The organism is Sphaerochaeta sp., from assembly GCF_050178175.1.
Taxonomy (GTDB): Bacteria; Spirochaetota; Spirochaetia; order Sphaerochaetales; family Sphaerochaetaceae; genus Sphaerochaeta.
The window spans coordinates 1-24,482 of the sequence record NZ_JBFXGH010000007.1; the positions used below are offsets into that span (position 1 = coordinate 1).

Consider the following 24,482-nt stretch of genomic DNA (forward strand, 5'->3'; position numbering starts at 1 on the left):
CAAGCAACAACAATGCATCATATGTGTTTTTAGAACAGAACCAGGCAAGGGCATCATCGCTGGCCTCTAATGCACTTGCAAGATCCTGATCAAATGGTGCAATGTGGTATGTTACCGGGAGGGAATCAAAATCAAGAGGTGTTTCTGGATGCCCTGCATCCAATACCTGTTGTAATTTCTCTTGGTCATGCAAAGCATAGGCTTTACCAAGCTCACTGTTTCTTTGTGCCTGAGCTTCTTTTTCCCATTGTTCCAAGAGAAGCATTTTTTCATTTTCATCGAGAAAGATCTGGTTTCCATAGCGTTTTGCTACGTTTCCAACCATCTCAGTGAGTGTATCAAGCCTTGCATCAAGTGGAACGATGCCTACAGAAAAAGACATCGTTCCCTCTTGTGCAACAAGCGTTGAGGCGCAGAGGAGAAACAGCACAATACAGACTGTACGAAGGGCCATGTTTTTGCCCATGCCCTACTCCTCCTTCTGCCCCCATTGCAAATAACTTTCGATGAGGGGTTCGATCTCCCCATCCATGACTGCCTGAATATTACCGATGGTCATCCCGGTGCGATGGTCCTTGACCATGGTATAAGGCTGGAACACATAGGAACGAATCTGGCTTCCCCAGGTAATTTCTTTCTTCTCTATGGCATTCTTTTGGTGTTCTTTCTCTTTTTCTTCACGGTAATACTCGTACAGACGACTCTTGAGCATCTTGAATGCGACATCTTTGTTCATCACCTGGCTTCGCTCATTCTGACACTGTACGACAATTCCTGTGGCATAGTGGGTTATTCGCACCGCACTGTCGGTCTTGTTGACGTGCTGACCACCAGCCCCACCGGCCCGATAGGTATCAAGACGATAGTCCTCAGGCTTCAGGTCGATCTCGATGGTGTCATCGATCACCGGGGATGCATAGACACTGGTAAACGATGTATGTCGACGCTTCTGTGAATCAAAAGGACTGATACGTACCAATCGGTGGACACCAGCCTCTCCTTTCAGATACCCAAAGGCATATGGTCCGGAAACCTTGATGGTTGCACTCTTGATACCACCCTCATCCTCCTGGAGATCAAGTATCTGGCTCTTGAAACCGCTACGCTCGCAATACCGGAGGTACATGCGCATCAACATATTGGCCCAGTCACTGGCTTCAGTCCCACCTGCTCCTGCATGAATGGTGAGAAAGCAGTCGTTTTTGTCGAACTTACCATCAAGCAAGGTCTTGAGCCGTAGTTCTTGGTAAGTGGCCAGCATGGTCTCAATTTGTTCGTTGATCTCAGCTTCTTCTTCCGCATTATCCGGTTCATCTGCATAGATTTCCATGAGCTCACTCATTTCATCCATTTTATCGATCAATTCTTTCCAGATATTGTATGTATCCTTCAAACTGTTGAGTTCCGTGAACAGGGCCTGTGCATTGTTTGGATCATCCCAGAATCCCGGTTCAAGTGTTTTAGCCTCGAGTTCGGCCATCTTCATTTCCATCCCTTGCGGGTCAAAGACGCCTCCATACGGTGTAGGCTTCTTCTTTTACTGATTCAAACTGTGATTTATTCTGGAAAAACATCTGTGTACTCCTATTTTCGTTCAACACGAAGACCCAAGGTAATCTTCTTTTCTCCACCACTAGCCAATACAATCGGCCATGAGGCCATGAACAGGGTGTGCTGGTAGAGCGTCTCATTCCCAAGGACTGTTTCGCTCTCAATAGTATAATCTTCCTTGAGCAAGGTAAAGCGGCTATCGCCTACCAAGGTCAGGGAAGTGCTATTGGGTTCATCATAGATTCTCAGCGATTTGACTTGCTCAAGAACCACTTCTTTCTCTTGCCATGTCACATTTTTCTTGTTTTCCAACTGGATAAAGGAAATGGGAAGACCATGTGAGTCAATCGAGAGAGGTATCTCACAGCCATAGATACAGCTTATCTGTTCCTCCCCGATGTTGGTGAGCGTTATATCTACCAAGATGGTATTCTGCCGTAGTTTGAAATGCTTGGCAATTTGCAGGCTTCCACCGATGATCGGGCTGTCCCCGGTTGTGCAGGTTGCCACATACTCGGTATTCCTACGGTCAACTCCCTCAAGATCATAGACCTGGCTTCCCATAGCCAAGCAATTCTTTTCATCCAACTTGGTATATTCGTCCATGACAAAGTGTTCTCTCAGAAAAACATCACTGAACAATCGCTGTTTTTGTCCGGGTGGGAGCTGGTGCTGATTGCCACTGGAGCTACCAAACTGTGAAAGTGGGCTGAACGTATCACCATAATTATACAAGGAAGGTAAATAGGTAAGTTCTGAAAGGGAGCCTCCTTTCGGGTCAACCACACAGCTCAAGTACTTACCAAAGAACAGATATTCACTCAAGGCATCGTGGTCAAAGTCATTGTTCACCGGATAGCTGTAATCCTTGAGTGCAGTGAGCACACTGTCCGCTTCACTGATGTATCGCCAGAATAATTTTCTGACCGATGAACGCAGCATTGGTGCATTGGCATCACAGAGATACATACTCCCACAAGAGATTTTCTGGATCAAGGCTTCCAAGCGTTTCCGCACATCCTTGTCTTTCTTGTACATGCGTGCCGTTTCCACCATGGTGGTATAGCGCCCATACAGATAGGCAAGGCTTTCATCCTTTACAAACAACTCATTGATGCAACCCAGATCCCCCTTGTTTGCATCAATACCATACCACCCTGCTTGTAGATACCCTTTCTTCGGCGGGTCATTATGGAGATATGCTTCCTCGATGGAGCTGGTCTCATACCCGAAGAACAGATCGAACAGTTGTATGGTCTGCTGTGCGGTCACTCCTGCCTGCAGGAGATGATCAAGGTTGATCATAGCCATGACAAAGGGAGGTTCGCTCTCCAGGTAGTTCCTGATATGTTCAATCAAATTCCCAAAACTGATGGTTTTTTTTGCAAAAGAGGCTATCAGGTCACTGATGGTACCATCCATTGGGATGATGGAGACAGACTTCCCCATTTCCTGCATGATGAACGGTTCATCAAATTGCTGGAGCCCTGTCTCGTCAGAGGTGGAAATGATTATTGAATCGATAAAGCAGAGATTTGCTGTATTGATGTATAGCGGGTTGAAAACCTGTCCATAACTGAAAAGCGTCTTGGACCGCTGTCCAAACCGCTTTCTCAGATAGGTGGTCGTCATTTCTATTTGGTTGGAACGGTCCTTGGGAGCGAGCAAGCTCAGGATACTCTGGTTGAATGAACCGGTAAGCATCTCAAGCTTTCCATTCTTGGCAAGTTCGGATATCAAGAGACTCACCGAACCATGGTTAGCATCAAGCCAAACGAGCAGGGGTATGCTCAAGGAAAGTTGCATGATCGCATCTTCACGTGCATGGATATGCGTGAGCAAAGGTTTGCATACAGCTTCCAATGCCCGTTCGTAAACGGGCATTGGCTCAGCATTGGTGATTTGACTGTACGCACCTACTAATAATTTCATGCACTACCGCTTGATGATACACTTGGTCGGACACGCCTCTGCAGCATCAGCAATCTGGCTGTGTGGGAGTGTCTGATCGAAAGTAGAAAGGAAACTGTCAACTTTACATCCTGATTCAGGATACTTGTTTTCACAGATTTTACAACCAATGCAACCGACTGTACACACTTTTCGTACTTTTCCACCCGGTTCATGATTGTTGCATTCAATTACATATTCACTATCTTCATAAATCATATGCATAGCACCCGTTGGGCAGATCTGCACACACTTTTCACAGCTGATACACTTCTTTTCATCAACAATGATGTATCCCTGGTCATCCCTGCTGATGGCACCGGTAGGACAAACATTGATACAGGAACCGAGATGCAAACAGGCTGACTTGCAACTGTAATTTCCACCAAAGAGCAGGAACGCGGCATTGCAGTCCTCAAGACCTTCATACTTGTAGTCTTGTGAACTCACATCAACATTTCCCCGGCACATGACATGCGCCACTTTCCTTCTCGTTTCACCAGAAGCTTCGACTTCCTGCCCCATGATCTCGGCCATTTTTTTTACCAAATCAGGACCACCAGGACTGCACAATCCAATTGGAGCTTCACCGAGGGCTACAGCTGCTGCATAGGCTGCACAACCGGCATACCCACACACACCACAGTTTGCACCAGGCATGATCTGTTCAAGAGCCAAGGTTTTCGGGTCCTTCTTGACCGCCAATTTCTTTTCAGCATAGGAGAGACCGAATCCGAAGAGTCCACCCAACACGGCGACTACTATGATTGCCATAACAATATTCACAACGATCCCCCTTATACCAGATGCAGATTGGTGAGCAGTGACTTGTCAAATGCCATAAAGGCCAGAGCCATCAACCCAGCAGAAATGAAAGCGATGGGAACGCCACGATATGCTTTCCTCACCGGTTGCAGATCAAGTTTCTCACGAATATTGCTCATCAACACAATTGCCAAGGTAAATCCAAGGCCTGCTGCAATTCCACCAACAAATGCCTCCATGACATTGTACTCGTTGGTGATATTGATGATGGCGATACCCAAGACTGCACAGTTGGTGGTAATCAGGGGAAGATAGATGCCCAGAGCCTTGTATAAGGCTGGACTGATCTTCTGGATCACCATCTCCAACAGCTGTACCAAACTAGCTATAACCAGGATAAAGGTCAACGTCTGCAGGTACTGCAGATTAAAGGGAACCAACAAGAAGTAATAAATCGCCCATGTTACCACAGAGGCTACGGTGGTCACAAAGGTTACAGAGGCACCCATACCGATGGCATTCTCACTGTTCTTTGAAACACCAATGAAGGGACAAACACCCAGGAACTGTACAAGAATGAAATTATTGATGAAAATAAAGGTGATTAGTATTGCAATATAACTCATCTTATCTGTCCTTCTTTCGTGAGGAGTTCCAATCGAAGAACGCCTTCAGGAATCCCATGATCAACAATGCACCAGGGGCAAGGGAGAGCACCCTGATCGGATTGTCGTAGAACCAAGGGATGTTGATGACACCACTGAAGTTCCCCATCGGGAACAGGGTGATGGTACCCGAACCAAACAGTTCACGGATCAGTGCAATGAGCGTAAGTCCCAAAGCAAATCCAATTGCCATCCCGATTGCATCCAGTATGCTATCCACAATCGTATTCTTGCTTGCAAACGCTTCAGCCCTTCCCAGAATGATGCAGTTTACCACAATCAATGGTAGATACACGCCCAAGGCATTGTAAACAGCAGGGACAAAGGCATGCATGACCATCTCGGTAATGGTTACCAAAGTGGCGATAACAACGATATATGCCGGAATATGAATGGATGAGGGAATTACATGTCTTAGGCCTGATATGATGATATTGCTGAACAGCAACACAAACAAGACACCTGCAGACATGCCGATTGCATTGGAGACCTGGGTGGAAACACCAAGTACCGGACAGAGTCCCAACATGAGGACAAATATCGGATTTTCCTTGAAAAATCCTTTGGTGAGTTCTTTTGGCCTCTTACTCATTTCGTACCTCCAAGCGCTTTCACATATGCACTACCTGCGTCAATTGCCTTCCCGACCGCGGTGAATGTGACAGAGGCACCGCTTACAGACTGTGCATCACTGTCAGAAAGCATATCCTTTGAAGTGGGAACTGCCTTATCACTTCCGGTTCCCATGAACTTATCCATATATGAAGCATCCGCTGCCTTTGCACCAAGACCGGGTGTTTCTGAATGGTTCAGGACCTGGGCTGCAAGCAACTCTCCAGAGAGAGCGTACGAGGCAACCAAGGTTATCTGACCACCGTAACCGGCACTCTGCAAGCCGAGGATGTATCCCGCCAGTTCACCGTTGTCGGTAAGATCGATGGAATAGGTGACATACTTGTTGCCTTCAACCATTTCCTGATCACCAAAGGTGTAACCAGCACTTACAGCCTCAAGTGCCTGGTTTTTTCTTTCCAGGTCAAGCCGTACGATGACCGGGGCAGTAACACTATTGGTAAGTGCCAAGGCAAACGCACAGACTGCACAGATGGAAAGCAATATCAGTGAATATTTCAGATTCTTTGTCATGCCCTAGCCTCCTTCTGCTTTTTCCTCAGTTCTCTGGTATCACCAAATTTACGGGGTATGATGTATCTATCTATCATCGGTGTGAAGATGTTCATCATGAGAATGGAGACAGAGACCGCTTCAGGCATGCTCCCGAAATATCTGAAGAGGAAGGTAAAGAATCCACATCCAATGGCATACACGATCTGGCCCTTATGGCTGATCGGGCTGGTTACGTAGTCGGTTGCCATGAAAATGGCTCCAAGCATCAGACCGCCACTGAAGATGGGAGAGAGGAAACTACCGCCAAATACACCCAGTCCTGATGGGATTCCACCAAACATCCAGGATAATACTGCAGTAGAGAATATGTAGGTCACCGGAATATGCCAGGTGATGATTTTCCTTGCAAGCAGGTAAATTCCACCAATAAGCAAAGCAAGTGCACTAACCTCACCGATACACCCGGCAACATTACCAAGGAAGCTGTCAATGGTAAAGGCAGAAATACCTGTCATCGCTGAAAGGTTCTGTGCAAACTCAGTTGCAGGGTATCCCATTGAAGCGAGCAAGGAACTACCGTCGAGGCCCAAGGTCCCTCCAGAGACAGCCGTCTTGCTCAGTGAAAGGGGGGTAGCTGATGCAAGTGCATCAGGGAGAGCCGAGGCAAGGGTCCGGGGAGCAACAAAGCTGCTCATTGGTGTGGTAAACGAGAAGAACACAAATATACGACCAGCGAGTGCAGGATTCGCCCAGTTAGCCCCTAGTCCACCGAACACCCATTTTGCCACAAATATTGCAAACACACTTGCCAGGAACGGAATAAACAGAGGAATCGAAGGGCTCATATTCAATCCAACCAACAAACCGGTCAGGAATGCCGACCCATCCCAGAGGGTTGACTCCTTATACAACTTGCCAAGCAAGAATTCCGACAACAAGGCAGTGAGGACAGAAACCCCAAGCACCAACAGGGACCTGAAGCCAAACACATACACACCCCAAAGGGTTGCTGGAGCAAGTGCGAGTGAAACACTCCACATAATGGACGCGGTATTTGTCTTCGCATGGAGATGCGGCGAAGAGGAAACCGTCATGGTAGGTTTATTCATTTTTTCTTTCTCCCCAATTTCTTTCCAGTCTTCATCGTATGAACCAATGGAAGATGTGCAGGACAGACATAGGAACAACACCCACACTCCTTGCAATCCATCAACGAGTTCTTCATTGCTTCCTCGTATTTACCATTAGTGATATAACGGTAAAGCTTCGCAGGCATCAGCCCGATTGGGCAGGCAGCCACACATCTACCGCAATTGAGACAAGCGGTGGAACGATATTCCTTCTGAGCACCGAGAGCAAGCAGGCCACTGGAGCCCTTGGTCATTGGTGTCTCTGTATCGAAGAAAGAGAAACCCATCATAGGACCACCACTGACCAGTTTCTCTGGTTCACTGGAGAATCCCCCACAGAAGGCAAGCAGGTCACTCATCTTGGTCCCTACCGGGGCAAGAATGTTCTTGGGATTGGCAATACACTCACCGGTAACAGTGATAACCCGTTCATAGAGGCTCTTCTTCAAGACAATTGCCTCATAAATTGCATTACAGGTACCAATGTTCGCCACTACTGCACCTACATCGAGAGGAAGCTTACCAGAGGGGATCTCACGGTTTAGGGTTGCCTTGAGCAACTGCTTTTCATCTCCCTGGGGATATTTCGTCTGAAGCCCGACAACCTCGATGGGATACCCCTTCTCCTTGACTATCTCCTTGAGATGGGCAATGCAATCGGGTTTATTCATCTCTATTCCGACAATGATCCGTTCAGCCTTGACAATCTTGGCAGCAATCATTGCTCCCTCAAGGGCCTGCTCACCTTTCTCGAGCATGATTCGGTAGTCAGCTGTCAGATACGGTTCACACTCCACACCGTTGACTACGAAGCTGTCAACTTTCTTGTCCTTGGGAATGGAGAGCTTGACATGGGCAGGGAATGTAGCCCCTCCCATACCGACGATCCCCATATCCTTGATACTGCTGAGCAACGTGTTGCCATCAAGGCTCTGCCAATCAACTTTTTCTTCGGGATCGGCAGGTTGCTCTTCATCAGGAACAATAACAAATGCGTCACATTGGACGCTGTTGGCCAGGGTGACCTTGCGTATTTCCTTGATGGTACCCGATACTGGAGAGTGAACATCGCTACTGATAAAGCCTGAAGCTTCCCCAATCTTTTCACCTTTGACGACGGTATCCCCTTTCGCCTTCAAGGCTTTTGCAGGGGCACCAAGATGCTGGGATAAAGCAACAATCAATTCTGAAGGCATGGGTAATCGTTCAATAGCCTCTGAGCGACTGTATACCTTTCTATCGTCTGGATGCACACCACCCTTACTGAACGTAGGTATTCTTTGCATGCATAACGCTCCTTATGTAGGTGATAAATAATAGAATGCATATTTTAACAAATGCTGTTCTATTGTACATGAATTTCAGTATAATGAAAACCATGAATCGAGTATTTAAATATGCGTTCTGGAAATTAAAGGGCATAAAAGTGTATGCTTTGGTAGGCAAGAGTGGAACGGGAAAAAGCTTCCGCTCAAAGCTGATAGCCCAGAAATTTCGTATAGATCTGATCATTGACGACGGTCTGCTCATCGGTGGAGATCGTATCATCGCAGGCAAATCGGCCAAACGGGAGGAGAACATGCTCTCTGCTGTAAGGACCGCTGTCTTCGATGATGCTGAACATCAGAATGAAGTGAAACAGGCACTCAACAAGCAGAAGTATCACAGGATCCTGATTATTGGGACCAGTGAGAAAATGATTTATAAGATTGCCGCCAGGCTTAATCTTCCCCAACCTGAAAAACTCATGCGCATCGAGGACATCGCAACGAAGGAACAGATTGATACCGCCATGCGTATCCGTTACAGCGAAGGGAAACATGTGATTCCTGTTCCTTCAATCGAGATAACCCGCAACTACCCACAGATTGCATATGACTCTATGCGAGTATTCTTCAAGCATAGAAGACAAGTGCCCTTCCAGCGCAGGAATGTCAGCTTCGAGAAAACCATCGTACGTCCTGAGTTCAGCAAATATGGCAAGACCACTGTCAGTGAAGCTGCACTTACCCAAATGGTTGCCCACTGTCTCGACGAGTTCGACAGTCAGATCAAAGTAAAACGGGTACAGGTACAGGTAAAGGCGGAGGGGTACGCGCTCACGGTAAAGTTACGCGTGCCAATGCAACACCAGATAGCAACCACCCTGGGTGAACTCCAGGAATACATAGCGGACAGCCTTGAGAAGTATGGAGGCATCTTTGTCTCCAGCGTAAATATTGAGATAGAGGAGTGGGGTTAGAGATCGTGTGCCTCTGCACTGTTTCTCGGCTGCTCACCGGAAGTTTCCCCACCCTTTTGGACGGAGGTTCCTTTTTTGGGACCCCTTCGGGTGTTCCTTTTTCGTGAACCAGCCTGCACTTCCCCCGTCCCTTCTGTTCTTCCCTTTCTCTTTGGATTGGGTTTCCTGCGCTGAGGAGCACGGTTTGCCGGCCTGTGCATTCTCACACAGTTTCTCGGTGTCTTGAATCCACGTTCAGTCAACAGACGCTCACTGGCCAACTCTATATCATAGTTGGAAGGAGTCATAGGACTGATCAACACCTTGATCTGGCGGAACGTTTCCTTGAATCGTTCATCAGGACTCATATGATCATCAGCAAAGATAACCAAGGGGTCTACCAGTGCCTTGATCATATCAGCAAGATCAACCTCATCGCCCTTGCCGCGCTTGGCAAGCATAACCTTCTCATCCAGTTCCTCGAGACTTTTCTGTACCTGGGGGAAATTGCAATAGATGGAGAAAGCAGGAAGCATGAAGACAAGCAACCTGTATCTGTTCAACTCATTGAAAATCTTGACACTGTGTCCGCTTGCCAGGATCTTGTTAACCTCTTCCGTCAATCGGCTTGTCGATACCCTTGAAAGCTCTCCCGAGTGTTTGCGGATGGCTACGCGGATACTCCAACGAAGGGTAAACCCTGTGGTGGAAGCATACTTGATGGCCCTGATCATACGAACGGGATCCTCATTGAATGTCTCATCCAGGGGAATGACAGAGCTGATCCGCTTTTTCTTGAAATCTTCCATGGCATTGTTGAAATCGAGCAACTGGCCATTGGTAGGGTCGTAGTAAAGACTATTGACTGAGAAATCACGGCGTTTGGCATCTTGGTCTATGGAACCAAAAACATTGTTGTTCCCCTCCATTGCTTCCTCGCCGCTCCTGAAGGTGGAAACTTCCAGCACCTTGTCCTTGAATACCAGATGGACCAACTTGAAACGCTTGCCGATGATTCTTGCATTCCAGAACAAACGCTGGATCTGGCGTGGGGAGGCACTGGTGGCGAGGTCAAAATCCTTGGGGATATTCCCCAGCAGCAGGTCCCTGACCGCTCCTCCAACCAAATACGCTTCAGCACCGGAGTTTTGCAGCTTCCGGATAGCCCAAAGGGCATCACGATCGATCAAATGATTAGGTATCTTATGTTCAGACTGGGTGTAAATATTCGCAACAGGCAGTGTTTTCCCATGTTCGTCTTGTTTGTATCGTATCAGCATATCGCTCTCATAAAAGTATAGGGTGGTAAAAGAACCGCATATTGCAGTGCATATGCGATTCGATATACACTCTTTGTACACCATCCACATCAAAAACACAACAGGAGTATGAATCAATGAGCAAGGAATTGAAGGCAAGAAACATTATAGAACCTAGGGTTCTCAAGGGTTTCAGAGACTTTCTGCCATCCATGGAAATCCCAAAGAAAGCAATTATCAACAACCTCGAGAAACACTTTAGGTCCTATGGATTTGTTCCCATTGACACTCCGGTACTTGAATACACCGAAGTCCTTCTGGGCAAGGGTGGAGGCGAGACAGACAAGCAAATCTTCCATTTCAAGGACAACGGGGAAAGAGATGTTGCCCTTCGCTTTGATCTGACCGTTCCCTTCGCTCGCTTTCTTGCACAACACCAGAGTGAACTCTCCCTCCCCTTCAAACGTTTCCATATAGATAAGGTATGGCGGGGAGAAAATCCCCAGAAAGGTCGATACCGTGAATTCACGCAGTGTGACTTTGATATCGTGGGTGTGGACAACGCAGAGGCTGATTTTGAAATCCTTTCCATGATGGATAGTTCATTCTCGGTCATGGGTATAGAGAATTACCAGTTCTGCATCGCACACCGGGGTTTATTCAACACCTTCCTTTCTCATCATGGATTGCTTGATTTGAGCGTTGAGATTCTCAGGGCGGTCGATAAACTCAGGAAGATAGGCAAAGAGGAAGTACGGAAGCTCTTGCAAGAGCTCACCGGCGACGTACAGCAGGCCAATGCGATACTGGAGTACATCAACAAGGAGGATGAGAAGGAACCCTTTCTCACCACCTTGGATAGGCTCACAAGCCTCTCTGGTGGAGAAAACCCACACAGTGAGAGAATGAGAACCATTTATTCCTACCTCTGTGAGGCTGGGATTGAGAAACACTTCACCTTCGACCCCTCGATCACACGTGGACTCGACTACTACACCGGTATCGTGTATGAAACGTTCCTTAGTGAACTCCCCCACTTCGGTTCTGTTTGTAGTGGTGGTCGATACAATGATCTTGCAAGCCTCTATACCAAGGAAGAACTCCCTGGAGTGGGAAGTTCCATTGGCTTGGATCGCCTGTTAGCCGCACTTGAGGAGTTGTCCAGCCCATTGGTAGCATCTGCCAGCTCAGCTGATGTGGCAATTTTCAACATTGAGGGTACGCATTTTCCCCACTATGACCGAATCGCGCGAGCAATGCGCAAAGATGGGTTAAGCGTGGCCGTTTATTTGCTCAACAAGAAACAAGGAGCCCAATACAAGTGGGCTGAAACAAACGCAATACCGTTCGCTGTCCTGCTTTCAGATGAGGATGTGCAATCCTCCACTCTTACATTGAAGAATCTAAAGAACAGGGATGTGCACAAAGCTCTATCAATTGAGGCGGCTATTGCAATTATAAAAAAGGAATTACTTTGAAAGACATGAAGCATTTGCCGGTCTATATGCACCGGCAGGAAATTCTTGATGGCCTTGAGAATAATCAGGTCATCATCGTTGAAAGCCCAACGGGAAGTGGGAAAACCACACAGATTCCCCTCATTCTCCATGAAGCTGGCTATGCAGATTCCCTGCAGGTCGGCATTACCCAACCAAGGCGGATCGCCACACTCAGTGTCAGTGAGTTCATAAGAAAACAGGTAGACCGTGGTGACGAATTTGTGGGCTACAAGATGCGTTTCGAGGACACCACCAGTCCAGGGACACGAATCAAGGTCATGACCGACGGTATTCTCCTGATGGAACTCAAGGCCGATCCACTGCTACGTTCCTACTCAGTCCTTCTTGTCGATGAAGCTCATGAGCGTTCGCTTAATATCGATTTCATCCTGGGGCTTCTCAAGCATGTCATGAAGGAGCGCCCGGAGTTCAAGGTCATCATTTCCAGCGCAACCATCAACACCAAGGTATTCAGTGAGTTCTTTGACAAAGCTCCCATCATCAGCATTGATGCACGAGTCTATCCAGTGAAGGTTGTGTACAAACCACTGCAACGGGAATCACTTGAGTATCAGGTGGAAGCAATCACCCAGATAGTAACTACCGAGGCCAAGAAACAAAGTGGTGACATCCTGGTCTTCATGAGCGGGGAGTTTGACATCACCAACTGTGTGAATGCACTGTATATGGCCGATACCGACAAGCATCTGGAAATCTATCCGTTGTATGGAAGGCTCAGCAAGGAAGAGCAGGAATCGGTCTTCAACGACACCTCCCCTGGAAAAACCAAGGTGGTTGTTGCCACGAATATTGCCGAGACTTCAGTCACCATCGATGGCATTACCACCGTTATAGACTGCGGGATTGCAAAAATCAACTTCTACAACCAGAAGGATTTCACCTCTTCCCTGGTCCCCCTTCCCACCAGCCGATCAAGCTGCGAGCAGAGAAAGGGACGCGCAGGACGTACCAGTCCCGGTGTGTGTTATCGTCTCTACAGTGAGGATGACTACAAGAGCAGGCTGCCTTATGGCACCGAGGAGATACTCAGGACTGACCTAAGTGAAGTTGTCCTGCGTATGAGTGACCTTGGAATAACTGACTATGAGCATTTTCCCTTCATCACCCGGCCTAAGCATAGCGCCATCACCAGCGCAGAGGAGACACTCAGGTTCATCGGGGCAATCGATGAGATGCGTCAGCTGACCACTGTCGGCAGCCTGATGTGCAGATTCCCCCTGCTTCCCCGTCACTCCCGCGTCATCGTGGAAGCAATGATGCATCATCCAGACGTCCTTGAGGAGGTCTTGATCGCGGTAAGCTTTCTCTCTACCAAGACGCCATTCCTTCTCCCCCCGGGGGAAGAGGACCTCAGCCGTGCTGCACACCGCAGGTTCAACAATACGGAGTACGGGGATTTTGCTTCCTACCTGAATATCTTTTATCAGTATACTGCCAATACCGGCAAGGATGCCAAGCAACGCTTCTGCAAGAAGAACTATCTTGATTTCCAAGGAATGCAGGAAATAGTCCATGTGAATGAGCAACTTGGTGAAATCTGCACAGATGTGGGTTTCCCCCTATCCAGTGGAGGATCTGTCAGAGAGTATCTTTGCTGCATCGCCAGCGGATTGATGCAGTATGTGTGCATCAAGGCGCGGGGAAACATGTACAAGAGTCTTACCGCAGACCAGGTGTTCATACACCCAGGGAGCGCCTACTTCAAGAGTCTTCCCCAGTTCATCATAGCCGGTGAGATTGTACAGACCAGCAGGCTCTATGCCCGTAGTGTCAGTCCTCTGGACAAGGCATGGTTGGATGACATCTCCCTTGAGCTCTACCCCAAGCTCACTGCATTGGTACAGAAGGAACGTCCTTCAGGCAAGCTGCAGAAGCAGGAGATACGGGAGAAAGCCATCAAGGAACGCGAGGAGAAGGGAAAGGCCACCATCACGGTGTACCAGAGGACCTATCCTACGCTGGTACTTGGGGGAAAGAAGAAGAAAGAGAAGCTTGTTGCCCTTATCCCGCTTGAGGATTTGAACTACCTCAATCAGATGAACGAGAAGGCCCCCAAGAGACCGAAGAACTTCCCGGTAGCCATTCTCTACAAGGGATTCTATATCCACTATGGAGATAAGTTTTTCTCAGCACTTGAATTGCAAGGAAAAATAAATCCAGGGAAGGGCATTCTGGATAATCCTCCATCAGGAGTTTACACCATAGAGGATGCTGGTACCCTCATTGACAACCTGCATTGGTTGCTCGCTTTGACCAAGAGCAAGAAACAACGAAAACACTTGTATTTTGTGGCATTGGAAGAGAGTGGAAACGGCAACTATCGATTCACTGCAGATGATGATTGTTTTGATGCCCTGGACACCTCGCTTTATACGCTTCTCACCCTCGCTGACTCCTTGAATGCGGCACAGATGAAGAAGCAGGCAAAAGAGGTGACCAAAATCTATGGCGACCTGTTGAAATTGGTGGAATAGTTCCCTAGAAAATCGGCTTTGCTATCACCAAATGCTGGATAAGTTGTAGATCAAGCGGACTGAGAACGGTTGAACCCTGTTTTTCCAACAGGACAAATTGTACCTTACCGTCCGCTTTCTTCTTGTCCTTGAGCAGGTGGTCACGGAATTCAATCCAGTCTCCACGACCGATACGGTAGTCAATGTCATATCCAAAGCTCTTGAAAAGCTTGGTTGCCCCGCTTGCATAGGCCTTGTCTGTAATCCCAAGAGCAAGGCCAGCCTCCAGAGCACGACAGGTTCCCCACGCCACACAGGCACCATGGCCCCACATCAGATAGTGGGATGAGGACTCCAGGGCATGCCCAAACGTATGACCCAGGTTTAGACTCTGCCGGATACCCATGGTCTCCGTTGGATCCTGTTCAATGTACCACTGTTTTACCTTGAGCGAGAGTTCCACCAAGGCAGCCAATGTTTTTGGGTCCCTACTGAGAATCTCGTTCTTGTGAACCAGCAGAAATTTGTAGAGCTCCTCATCCTGGCTGAGCAAAGCATGCTTGACCACCTCGGCCAGTCCATTGAGAAATTCCTTATCGTTGAGGGTTCTCAGGGTATCGATGGAGATGAGTACTTCACTGGCTGGATAGAACGAACCGACCATGTTCTTCATTCCCTTGAAGTCGATGGCGGTCTTGCCTCCAAGTGAAGCATCAACCATGGCAAGCAAGGTAGTGGGAACCAAGGTAAGACGGCATCCCCGCATATACACCGATGCAGCAAAGGCGGACATGTCACAAACCACTCCTCCTCCAAACCCGATTATCCGGCCATCTCGTGCAAGACCTTCATCGAGAGCGGCACTGAGAATACGTTCCAAGGAAGAGAAATTCTTTGCACTCTCTCCACTTTCCAGGACAACATGGCTCGGCGGAAGCTGCTTGAACAGTTTTGCCGTATTCGTGTCAAACACCCATAATACCAAGCGTCCATACTCACCAAGATGGGTCGAAAGGTCCTTCAAGTCGTCAGCAAGCAATACTTCTGTCTGCTTGCCGTTATCTAACTGCGTTGTAACCATGCTTTTCATAGTACTGTTATACCCCAGAGCAGGGGTCCAAGACAAGCGCTCTCTTGCGTCTACATACTTGCAAAAATCCACCCATTATCCCACAATACCGATATGCAAGAAATACGCTATTTTGACAGTGCTGCCACAACCATCATGAGCAGAACCGCTCTTGATGTGTACCAACACGTAGCTAGTACATACATCGGCAACCCAAGCAGTCTTCATGCTGAGGGGATCAAGGCAAAGGAAAAGCTCGAACAAGCCAGGGAAGACCTCTGCGCTCTTCTTTCCGTGCCCAAAGAGACAATCACCTTCACCGGCGGGGCCAGCGAAGCAAATGCCATTGTCTTCAACAGTTTGGTTTGGAGACTCCAGAAACCACATGTGATCATCAGCAACATTGAACACTCTTCCATCACGGAGTATGTCCGGCTGATGAAACAGTTGGGATGGAAAGTCACAACCATCAATGCACCGGGTGGATTCATCAAGAGAGAGGATCTCCGTAAAGCTTTGACTAAACAAACACGCTTGGTCTCCCTGATGCTCGTGAACAATGTCGTGGGCACCATCCAGGACATCCAGGCATTGGTTGAAGAGGTACGGACCTATGAAAAAGAGCAGGGAGGAAGAAAAATTCACTTCCATACCGATGCAACCCAAGCTCTTGGAAAAATTCCTTTTTCCCTTGAATCACTGGGAGTGGATAGTGCAGCCTTCAGCGCGCATAAATTCCATGGACCGAAGGGAGTTGGATTTCTCTACAACATTGATCCAGCAATCGAGAGCCTCTCACGGGGAGGCGGACAGGAAAATGGGCTGCGACCGGGAACAGAGAACCTACCTGGGATTGTCAGCATGGTCGAAGCTGCAAAGGAAGCGGTGGGAAAAATTGCTGAGCATGAGAAGCAGGTCAAGCAGATCAACACCCTGCTCAGGCAACGTCTCTCCTTTTTGCAAACCATCAGCCCGATTGAATCATGTTCACCTTATATCCTCAACATTGCCACAAAAAATCTACCCAGTGAAGTGTTCACACGGATGCTGTATGACAAGGGATTTTGTGTCTCCTCCGGGTCTGCCTGCAGCAATAATGCAAAACAGAAGGGAGAAGGCGTCCTTGCCTCCATGCAGGTTCCTCCCTCATTGGCAAAAAGCAGCATTCGGATCTCATTCAGTGCTGATACCACTACAGAAGAAGCTGAAGCCTTGGCCGAGGCCATCACCACACTCATCCAGGAGCATGCATGAAAGATTCCACTCTCTATTTGATACGATTGGGAGAAATCTCCCTGAAAGGCTTGAACCGCGATTCCTTTGAGAAGCGCCTGAAACAGAACATCAAGCAAAAGCTGAAAGGATACAAGACACAGGTAAATCGCCAAAAAGGCCGATTATTCTTTGAGATCAGCAACGAGTGTCCTAAAGGAACCGTTGAATTGGCACTGGGAACCACCTTTGGGGTGGTAGGCTACTCCCGTTGCCTACGCTGTGAGAAGGATATCTCTGTCATCAGGGAGACAGCAAAACAGCTGATCGCGGATGAACCATTCAACAAAGGAGTAGGAACTTTCAAGTCAATCGCCAAACGCGCTGACAAGAGTTTTCCCATGACCAGTTATGAAATCGACTGCTCTCTTGGTGAGACAGTCCATGAAATGTATCCCAAGATGACCGTCGATGTGAAACATCCCGATTTGACCATCCATTGTGAGATCAGGGACCAAGCTTATCTCTATACTTCCCCAAAACCGGGCCCTGGGGGATTGCCAGTCTCTACAGCAGGAAAGGGAATGTTGCTCCTGAGTGGAGGTATTGACAGTCCAGTTGCTGCCTACCGTATGGCACAGCGGGGTTTGAAAATGGATTGCATCTACTTCCACGCCTACCCCTACACCAGTGACCAAGCCCTGGAAAAAGTAAAAACATTGACAAGTCTCATCGCTCCATATCTCCAGGGAACCAGGTTGCATGTAGTCCCATTCACTGAACCTCAGCTTTGGATCAAGCAACACAGCAGGGAGGAAGAGACCACATTGATGTTCCGAGCTGCCATGATGCAAGTATCCAATGCTATCAGCGAGAGAGAAGAAGGGACCTGTATCGTCACCGGTGAAGCACTCAGCCAAGTGGCAAGCCAGACCCTGGAGTCGATGGCGTTTTCTGACAGCATGAGTGAACAGTTGGTTCTACGCCCGCTGGTCGGTATGGACAAACAGGAAATCATGAATCTTGCCATGAAGATCGGTACCTATGAGACTTCAATCCTTCCCTATGAAGATTGTTGTGTCATCTTCAGCCCAAAACACCCATTGGTGCACCCAGATAAGTTGGTGGAACAGGCGCATTATCGCTCCATGGGTATTGAACCACTGCTGGAAAAAGCAATCAATAACACTGAAATTGTCGATTTTGGTGCAGATGGCATCATTCGACAATAGACAGATTTAGCATTTTTGTATAAATACTGATTGTGCTCGCTGTACCATAACCCAAAAAATCGATATTGTTTCGGTATTCGGAGGCTTTCTTGATGAAGATCGGCTTGGATGTTGGTTCCACGACCATGAAATGTGTCGTGCTTGATGATACGATGCAGGTACTGCATACAGACTATAGGCGTCACTACTCCCAGATTGCTGAGACAGCATGTACCATGCTTACTGACATCAAGGAAATCTGTGCAGGGAACCCTACCAAGATTGCACTTTCTGGGTCTGCTGGCATGGGGCTTGCCCAGAACCTGGACCTCCTTTTTGTCCAGGAAGTGTATGCAACCAAGATAGCAATAACGAAATTTCTTCCTCACACCGATGTTGTCATTGAACTCGGAGGTGAAGATGCAAAGATCCTTTTTCTTTCCCAGAACATGGAAGTCAGGATGAACGGAACCTGTGCCGGTGGCACTGGTTCCTTTATTGACCAGATGGCAAGTTTGTTACATATCGACCAGATGGAACTGAATGAACTTGCAAAGCAGGCAAAGCAAAGTTACTCCATCGCATCCAGATGTGGTGTGTTTGCGAAAAGCGATATCCAGCCCCTGGTAAACCAGGGAGCAGAGAAGAGTGACATCTCCCTTTCCATACTCCAGGCAGTGGTGAACCAGAGCATTGGAGGGCTGGCACAGGGGCGACCCATCAAGGGCCAAGTAGTCTATCTTGGGGGACCGCTTACATTCCTCAGCGAGCTGAGAAAGGCGTTTGACCAGGCCCTTGGGCTCGAAGGCATATGCCCTGAGAACTCCCTCTACTATGTTGCCCTAGGAACAGCACTGAGCGCTAACGGACAGGATATGGAGCTGGAAGAATTAATCTATAATCTTGAGCACTATGATGCAGGGAAAGCCTTTACATCCATACCTCCCCTATTTCCGGATCCTGGTGCATATGAAGCATTCAAGAACCGTCATGCAAAGGCATCCTTGGCAAAAATTGATCCTACTCTTTATTCAGGTCCAGCTTTCCTGGGTGTGGATGCAGGTTCCACTACCATCAAGGCCTGCGTCATCGACCCTGAGGGAAGATTGTTGTACAGCCAATATGCAGCAAACAATGGCAATCCAGTACAGGCCATCAAGGAGTTCCTGGGACATTTCTACACAACCTATCCCGATATATCGATTGAAAAATCTTGTTCCACTGGTTATGGCGAGCATCTACTGCAGAATGCCTTTGCCTTTGAGTACACCCTTGTTGAAACCATGGCCCACTACAAGAGTGCAAAGGCCTTCCAGAAAGATGTCGATTTCATCATTGACATCGGCGGCCAGGATATCAAGTGCTTCAAGATCAAGGATGGCACCATCGATGACATCTTCCTCAACGAGGCCTGTTCATCGGGATGTGGTTCCTTCCTGCAGACATTTTCCAATGCACTTGGGTATTCTCCCCAGGAAGCAGCAGCACTTGCCATTAAGGCAAAGAATCCTGTTGATCTGGGTTCTCGTTGCACAGTATTCATGAACAGCTCGGTCAAACAGGCACAGAAGGACGGGGCAAGTGTTTCCGATATCTTTGCAGGATTGGCCATCAGCGTCGTGAAAAATGCGCTTTATAAAGTAATACGGTCAACCGACCCAACGATGTTGGGGAAACACATTGTCGTACAGGGGGGAACCTTCCTGAATGATGCCGTGCTACGTTCTTTTGAGACGGAACTGGGAAGTGAGGTAGTCAGGATCAATGAAGCAGGACTCATGGGTGCCTATGGGTGTGCCTTGCATGCCCGTGACCAACATCTGCAGGTCCCAATGCAAAGGACTACCCTCTCCCTCACGCAATTGGAACACTTCACCCATCGGACGAAGACAACCTACTGCAAAGGATGCACCAACAACTGTTTGTTGACGATCAATATCTTCGACGGAGGTCGTAAGCTGGTAAGCGGAAATAAATGTGACCGCATTGTAAGCCCTGAAACGTTCGTCAATAACCCGGAACGGCTGAATATCTATGCCTTCAAGCAACAATATCTCGCACACCTGAAACCACGAAAGGGAGGGCGAGGAAAAATTGGATTGCCTCTGCAACTCAATTTCTATGAACAGTTGCCATTCTGGCACACCTTCTTCACTCATCTGGGTTTTGAGGTTGTGGTATCATCACCATCAACGAGGGAAACATATCTCAAGGGGCAGTCCACAATCTCCAGCGATACCATCTGCTATCCAGCAAAGTTGATGCATGGACATATCAAGGATCTGCTGGAGAAACAGGTTCCTGCCATCTTCTATCCGTGTTCAAGCTACAACATCGACGAAGAGAAGGGAGACAATCATTTCAACTGTCCTGTGGTAGCCTACTACCCTGAGGTGCTTCGGCATAATATCAGTGAGTTGCAGGACGGCTCAGTTACTTTCATCAGCGACTACCTCTCGCTTGCCGATAAGGCATTTCTTCCCAAAAGGATGTATCAGGTTCTCAGTCAGTACTATCCTGTCAAGAAACAGGAGATCAAGGCCGCGGTGAAAGCTGGCTATGCAAGCCTTGAAGCCTATCAGAAAGCCATCAGTGAACAGGGAAGCATCATCATTGAACAGGCACGTAAGCAAAATTGGCCGATCATGGTCCTTGCAGGAAGGCCCTATCATGCAGATGCTGAGGTAAACCATGGAATCGATGGCCTCCTCTTGCAGTGCGGATGTGCAGTAATCAGTGAGGATGCAATTGCTCATCTTGTGGAAAAACAACCAAGAAAGGTGCTCAACCAGTGGACGTACCACGCCAGGATGTATGATGCTGCCCGCTATGTTACAGGCCAGGAAGATATGCAGTTGATTCAGCTTGTTTCCTTTGGTTGTGGGCTTGATGCGGTAACCTCCGACGAAATCAGGGATATCCTTCGAGAGACAGATAAGATTTATACCCAGATCAAGATCGACGAAATTGCAAACCTCGGAGCAGTCAAAATTCGCATCCGTAGCCTGCTTGCAGCACTCCAGGAGGCCAAGGAACAGCGATGAACACACCGTTCACCAAAGAGATGAAGAAGGATTACACCATCCTGATTCCCAATATGAGCCCAATCCACTTCAATATTGCCAAGGAGGTGTTCTCCAATCATGGTTATAATGTGGTACTTCTGGAGAACCAAGGCCCAAATGTTATCCGTGAGGGGCTTCGGTATGTCCATAATGACATCTGCTATCCAGCCCAGCTGGTGATTGGGCAGTTTATCGATGCCATCAAACACGGTGGCTACGATACTGACAAGATTGCCTTGGTCATCACCCAGACAGGAGGTGGTTGCAGGGCGAGCAACTATATTTTTCTCTTGAGAAAAGCCTTGGTGAAATGTGGCTTATCCCATATTCCAGTGATCAGTCTCAATCTCAAGGGAATGGAGAAGAACCCAGGATTCAAGATCACTCCCTTTATGCTGCTGCAAACCTACAGTGCATTTATTTATGGTGATCTATTGATGGCACTCAGTAACCAGATACGCCCCTATGAGGTACAAAAAGGAGCGGCAGATGCCTTGGTTGCCAAATGGACTACCTACCTCGCTGACTGTTTTGCCCATAACCGTGGATACATCGGCTGGGCGATGAAAAGGAACCTGAACAAAATCTGTGCGGAATTCGCTGAGATTGAGACACGCAAGGAAGAACGCATCAAGGTAGGAATCGTTGGGGAGATCTACATGAAATATTCCCCCTTGGGGAATAACCACCTCCAGGAATATCTTGAGGCACAGGGTTGTGAGGTCATGGTTCCTTCCATGATGGGTTTTCTCTACTATGGTGCGGACAATGCCATCACTGACCGTAAGTATTACGGTGGAAGATTCATCAGTGCGAAGGTCACCCAGTTCATACTTCGTCAGCTCTACAAAGTTGAAAAGATGAGCCGGCAAGCAATGATGAAAAGCGGCAAATTCACCGTACCCCTCCCCTATACCGAGATGAAGAGGCTTGATGAGGGGTTGATTGACTATGGGGTAAAGATGGGAGAAGGCTGGTTGCTTACCGCCGAGATGCTCGATCTTGTCCATAGTGGGTACCACAACATCGTCTGTACCCAACCATTTGGGTGTCTTCCAAACCATATCAGTGCAAAAGGAATGATACGTGCTGTGACAGAGCGGAGCAAGGACGCCAATATCGTTCCAATCGATTACGACCCTTCCTCTACCGGGGTGAATCAGGAGAACAGAATCAAGCTCATGCTTGCAATTGCACGCGAAAAGTTGGAAAATCAAGAAAAAAATTCCTGAACCTACCCTATTTCCTACTATTCTGCTTCTATTTTATTGAGTACATTATGGCTATGAATATTGTAAGAATAGACACAACCAAGGAGCTTGAGCAGATGGTCAGGGATGACTTGCTCTCACTATCCCAGGAAAAATCCGGCTCCCTGCACATTGGATTACCAGGTGGAAGAAGTGCATCCCATCTCATCAATGCCATGCTCACCCTTCCAAGTGAGTCTCTAGGAAGAATCCGCCTCTATCTTATTGATGAACGCCTTGAGGGTGAACGAAACGAGGATACGCTCAGGAAAGCTGGGTTGCAGAAAGCCTTGGACCAAGGAACCATACTCACCATTGTCAGCGAAGGGAAGCCCCTTTCAGATGAGCCTTTTGACCGCATTTATCTTGGCGTAGGGGAGGATGGGCATATAGCAAGCCTTTTCCCTGGTTCCTGGCCGAATAGTGTTGATGCCCAGACCATGGTGATAACCGATAGCCCCAAACCACCAAAAAGGCGGGTCACACTCACCTACCATGGGTTTCTTACCCTTGGCCGAAAAGCGAAGGTATATCTGCTCTTCCTAGGCGAGGGAAAGCGGGATGCACTCAATAGGTTGATGTCCGGCAAGGAGGATGCACATACGCTGCCCTGCTCCTTCTTTGTTCACCATCCATTCCAGGGTACGATAGTAACAGACCTGAGGGAGAACACACCATGAAGAGAATCATTATCCAATATGGCGGCACGGGAGATCTTGCACTGAAGAAACTGTATCCTGCCTATGAGCATCTCATGGAAAAGGGCGATGCTTTTGAAGTACTTGCCCTCGGAAGACGGTTCACCACCAGGGACGAGTTCCTCTCTGCGATCATCAGGAAAGATGCTCCATCCTCCTTCACTGACCACCTTGATTACCTGTACTACGATATGAGCGACACGAATGCTGTTGCCATACTTACCGCTCGTTTGAAATCCATGTGCGGGGAATGCGACGAAGTGGAATTCATTTACTATCTTGCATTGCAGCCTTCCCTTTATGAGATTGCCATCGAGCAGATCCAACAGGTGGACAACCAGCTGGATTGCATCTGTTCCCTGACAAAGAAGATTGTTGTTGAAAAACCATTTGGATTCGACCTTGAGAGTGCCCAGCGTTACAACGATATCCTGGAGAAAGCCTTCACTGATGAGGAAATTTTTCGTATCGACCACTATCTGGGTAAGGAGTTCATGCAAAACCTGCTTCTGATGCGTTTCCATAATGACATAATCAGAAGAATCTGGGACAACAGGACCATTGAGTCCATTGAGATTATTTTTGACGAGACCCATGGAGTGGACCAGCGCTTAGGATTCTATGAGAAGATCGGTGTAGTACGTGATACTATCCAGAATCATATCATGCAAATCATCACCTACTTGACGATGAGCGAACCTGCAAGTCTGAATCCTAAGGATATCGCCGTAGAAAAAGAGAAAGTTCTCAGGGCAATATCCCCTATCCAGGAATTCCATATGGGACGATATGAATCACTGGGGTCCGGCAGTGGCCATGTGGTACATACCCCCACGTATGCTGCATTCAAGTTGTTTGTGAACACCTACTATTTTACCGGTATTCCCATCTATGTACGAACAGGGAAGATGCAGAGAGAGGCAAAGAGCTTGATCTACATCAAGTTCAAGAACGCCACCAAGCAGGTCATGCATGATGATTCCATTGCGGAGAATGCGGTGATCATCACCATTCACCCAGAGCTTACCATCGACATCAGCATGAATCTGAAGATTCCCAATACCAGCTGGAAGTCAAAACCTGTTCGGTTCCGTTTCAACCAGAGCGAGACCTTCGGGGCCAATACCCCAGAGGCATATGAACAGATTGTGGAGAAGATCCTGCAGGGAGACAAGAGTGTCTTCCCTACCATGCAGGAGATCACCGAGTCATGGCGGATTGTGGAGCCGATGCTTCAGGAGAACCTTCCGGTGGAGGTTTACCCGATCAGGACCCTGCCCCGCTTCGCATTAACCATGGCGAAAGAGAACGGTTTTACCTGGTTCGATTAACCCC

Annotated in this window: 20 protein-coding genes; 9 read left to right on the forward strand and 11 right to left on the reverse strand. The window is 48.0% G+C overall.

What is annotated here, in order from left to right; genetic code table 11:
* The 9 genes from AB7S66_RS01600 to rsxC all read right to left on the reverse strand — a co-directional run.
* On the reverse strand, window positions 1-466 hold a 466-nt coding region (locus AB7S66_RS01600), incomplete at its 3' end, for a hypothetical protein (RefSeq protein WP_428517629.1).
* Between the two features lie 3 nt (window positions 467-469).
* A protein-coding gene (gene prfB, locus AB7S66_RS01605; protein WP_428517630.1) for a peptide chain release factor 2 occupies window positions 470-1,574 on the reverse strand; the annotation gives its coding sequence in 2 pieces (ribosomal slippage) (window positions 470-1,504 and window positions 1,506-1,574; 1,104 coding nt in all).
* Between the two features lie 10 nt (window positions 1,575-1,584).
* Window positions 1,585-3,483, reverse strand: coding sequence for an alpha-amylase/4-alpha-glucanotransferase domain-containing protein (locus tag AB7S66_RS01610; protein WP_428517631.1), 1,899 nt, complete (start codon window positions 3,481-3,483; stop codon window positions 1,585-1,587).
* 3 nt (window positions 3,484-3,486) lie between these two features.
* Window positions 3,487-4,287, reverse strand: coding sequence for an RnfABCDGE type electron transport complex subunit B (locus tag AB7S66_RS01615; RefSeq protein WP_428517632.1), 801 nt, complete (start codon window positions 4,285-4,287; stop codon window positions 3,487-3,489).
* An 11-nt stretch (window positions 4,288-4,298) separates the two neighbouring features.
* Window positions 4,299-4,892 carry an electron transport complex protein RnfA gene (locus tag AB7S66_RS01620; protein ID WP_213591218.1) on the reverse strand — a complete coding sequence of 198 codons (594 nt, stop codon included), beginning with the start codon at window positions 4,890-4,892 and terminating at the stop codon, window positions 4,299-4,301.
* A 1-nt stretch (window position 4,893) separates the two neighbouring features.
* The gene (gene rsxE, locus AB7S66_RS01625; RefSeq protein WP_428517633.1) at window positions 4,894-5,523 is read right to left on the reverse strand and encodes an electron transport complex subunit RsxE; all 630 of its coding nucleotides are present in this window, start codon (window positions 5,521-5,523) and stop codon (window positions 4,894-4,896) included.
* Window positions 5,520-6,077 carry an FMN-binding protein gene (locus tag AB7S66_RS01630; protein WP_428517634.1) on the reverse strand — a complete coding sequence of 186 codons (558 nt, stop codon included), beginning with the start codon at window positions 6,075-6,077 and terminating at the stop codon, window positions 5,520-5,522. Before AB7S66_RS01630 ends, rsxE begins: the two co-directional genes overlap by 4 nt.
* Entirely contained in the window at window positions 6,074-7,168 is a 1,095-nt protein-coding gene (locus tag AB7S66_RS01635) for an RnfABCDGE type electron transport complex subunit D (protein WP_428517635.1), read from the reverse strand. The genes AB7S66_RS01630 and AB7S66_RS01635 overlap by 4 nt, the downstream gene beginning before the upstream one ends.
* Window positions 7,165-8,475, reverse strand: a complete 1,311-nt coding sequence (rsxC, locus tag AB7S66_RS01640) for an electron transport complex subunit RsxC (protein WP_428517636.1) — start codon at window positions 8,473-8,475, stop codon at window positions 7,165-7,167. Before rsxC ends, AB7S66_RS01635 begins: the two co-directional genes overlap by 4 nt.
* Before the next feature lie 83 nt (window positions 8,476-8,558).
* Between rsxC and AB7S66_RS01645 the strand changes: the two genes are divergently transcribed.
* Window positions 8,559-9,431, forward strand: coding sequence for a hypothetical protein (locus AB7S66_RS01645; protein ID WP_428517660.1), 873 nt, complete (start codon window positions 8,559-8,561; stop codon window positions 9,429-9,431).
* On the opposite strand, the gene AB7S66_RS01650 is transcribed toward AB7S66_RS01645, so the two are convergent.
* Complete coding sequence (locus AB7S66_RS01650; RefSeq protein ID WP_428517637.1) at window positions 9,428-10,690, reverse strand: poly(A) polymerase; 1,263 nt, start codon at window positions 10,688-10,690, stop codon at window positions 9,428-9,430. The two genes, AB7S66_RS01645 and AB7S66_RS01650, sit on opposite strands and share 4 nt — an antisense overlap.
* A gap of 116 nt (window positions 10,691-10,806) precedes the next feature.
* Between AB7S66_RS01650 and hisS the strand changes: the two genes are divergently transcribed.
* Window positions 10,807-12,147: a histidine--tRNA ligase gene (gene hisS, locus AB7S66_RS01655; protein WP_428517638.1), complete on the forward strand. Its 1,341-nt coding sequence runs from the start codon at window positions 10,807-10,809 to the stop codon at window positions 12,145-12,147.
* A 5-nt stretch (window positions 12,148-12,152) separates the two neighbouring features.
* Complete coding sequence (locus tag AB7S66_RS01660; RefSeq protein WP_428517639.1) at window positions 12,153-14,663, forward strand: helicase-related protein; 2,511 nt, start codon at window positions 12,153-12,155, stop codon at window positions 14,661-14,663.
* 4 nt (window positions 14,664-14,667) lie between these two features.
* Here AB7S66_RS01660 and AB7S66_RS01665 read toward each other — a convergent pair whose 3' ends face one another.
* The gene (locus AB7S66_RS01665; protein ID WP_428517640.1) at window positions 14,668-15,723 is read right to left on the reverse strand and encodes a 3-dehydroquinate synthase; all 1,056 of its coding nucleotides are present in this window, start codon (window positions 15,721-15,723) and stop codon (window positions 14,668-14,670) included.
* A 102-nt stretch (window positions 15,724-15,825) separates the two neighbouring features.
* On the opposite strand from AB7S66_RS01665, the gene AB7S66_RS01670 reads away from it, so the two are divergent.
* The 6 genes from AB7S66_RS01670 (at window position 15,826) to AB7S66_RS01695 (ending at window position 24,478) form a co-directional block, all read left to right on the forward strand.
* Window positions 15,826-16,965 carry a cysteine desulfurase family protein gene (locus AB7S66_RS01670; RefSeq protein WP_428517641.1) on the forward strand — a complete coding sequence of 380 codons (1,140 nt, stop codon included), beginning with the start codon at window positions 15,826-15,828 and terminating at the stop codon, window positions 16,963-16,965.
* Window positions 16,962-18,155, forward strand: coding sequence for a tRNA uracil 4-sulfurtransferase ThiI (gene thiI, locus AB7S66_RS01675; protein ID WP_428517642.1), 1,194 nt, complete (start codon window positions 16,962-16,964; stop codon window positions 18,153-18,155). The genes AB7S66_RS01670 and thiI overlap by 4 nt, the downstream gene beginning before the upstream one ends.
* Before the next feature lie 92 nt (window positions 18,156-18,247).
* On the forward strand, window positions 18,248-21,178 hold the full coding sequence (locus AB7S66_RS01680) for an acyl-CoA dehydratase activase-related protein (RefSeq protein WP_428517661.1): 2,931 nt from the start codon (window positions 18,248-18,250) through the stop codon (window positions 21,176-21,178).
* Window positions 21,175-22,431: a 2-hydroxyglutaryl-CoA dehydratase gene (locus AB7S66_RS01685; RefSeq protein ID WP_428517643.1), complete on the forward strand. Its 1,257-nt coding sequence runs from the start codon at window positions 21,175-21,177 to the stop codon at window positions 22,429-22,431. Before AB7S66_RS01680 ends, AB7S66_RS01685 begins: the two co-directional genes overlap by 4 nt.
* 53 nt (window positions 22,432-22,484) lie before the next feature.
* On the forward strand, window positions 22,485-23,129 hold the full coding sequence (locus AB7S66_RS01690) for a 6-phosphogluconolactonase (RefSeq protein ID WP_428517644.1): 645 nt from the start codon (window positions 22,485-22,487) through the stop codon (window positions 23,127-23,129).
* Entirely contained in the window at window positions 23,126-24,478 is a 1,353-nt protein-coding gene (locus tag AB7S66_RS01695) for a glucose-6-phosphate dehydrogenase (protein WP_428517645.1), read from the forward strand. Before AB7S66_RS01690 ends, AB7S66_RS01695 begins: the two co-directional genes overlap by 4 nt.
* Window positions 24,479-24,482 lie beyond the last annotated feature (4 nt).